2 protein-coding genes are annotated in these 740 nt (G+C 59.5%); one reads left to right on the top strand and one right to left on the bottom strand.

The features are described from left to right. Positions 1-126 precede the first annotated feature (126 nt). Positions 127-396 (bottom strand): transposase, encoded by a 270-nt coding sequence (locus ACVOK8_RS19150; protein ID WP_481568199.1) that lies wholly within the window; start codon positions 394-396, stop codon positions 127-129. Between ACVOK8_RS19150 and ACVOK8_RS19145 the strand changes: the two genes are divergently transcribed. Further along, the gene (locus tag ACVOK8_RS19145) at positions 361-522 is read left to right on the top strand and encodes a hypothetical protein (RefSeq protein WP_481568200.1); all 162 of its coding nucleotides are present in this window, start codon (positions 361-363) and stop codon (positions 520-522) included. The genes ACVOK8_RS19150 and ACVOK8_RS19145 overlap by 36 nt on opposite strands. Positions 523-740 lie beyond the last annotated feature (218 nt).

Raw genomic sequence — 740 nt, 5'->3', positions numbered from 1 at the left:
TGCATTCCCGCCAATCCCGAACGCTTCACCTGGAGTGCCGAGCCATGCTCGGCATTTTGCATTCCCGGCAACGCCCCTGCCGAGCATGGCTCGGCACTACATGTGCAATCCCGGCGCCACGCAACATCACAGCTGCCAGCCCCACCTGCACCACGCATATGGATAGTCCTGTGGTCGCTCGCATAGGCCCGCCTGCACCGAGTTATGCAGCAGGTAATTGGCAACGCCTCGCAGCGGCTCATCTCGCCTGATTGCGTAATCGTGATCGTGATAGCCGGTTTGCCAAATTGATCCTGCGTCGCCGATGGCCCTCGCTGAGCGCGATTTCATGCGCTGCAGGCAGGCGCCGAGCGATCCGGATTGAAGCTGCAGCAGCCAATGCAGGTGATCGGGCATCACTACCCGGGCAAGGCTGTGGGCAATGCCGGCAAGTTCGCAATGAGCGCTTCGATCGCCTGTTCAGCGTTCTCGCGATTCGCAAACAGCGGCATTCGCCCGGCCGTCACCGTGGTGATTGAGTAGATGTTGTTGGACAGCGAAAAGCGCCCCAGCCGCAATCCAGGACTCCACATCACTGCAGCCTGAAGCCTGCAATCAAGAAGGTCCGTCAGTGATTCAAGGCAGCATTTGTAGCAACTGTCTTGTCAGCCGGAGGCCATAGCGGCCTCCGCATCTCGTTTACGAGCATTGAGGATGACCAGCATCTTTCTCATAACCGCGACCAAGGCCACCTTGCCGGG

The organism is Stenotrophomonas sp. STEN083, assembly GCF_056759195.1.
The sequence above is the reverse complement of the archived record's forward strand: the minus strand, read 5'-3'. Positions and strand labels throughout refer to the sequence as shown.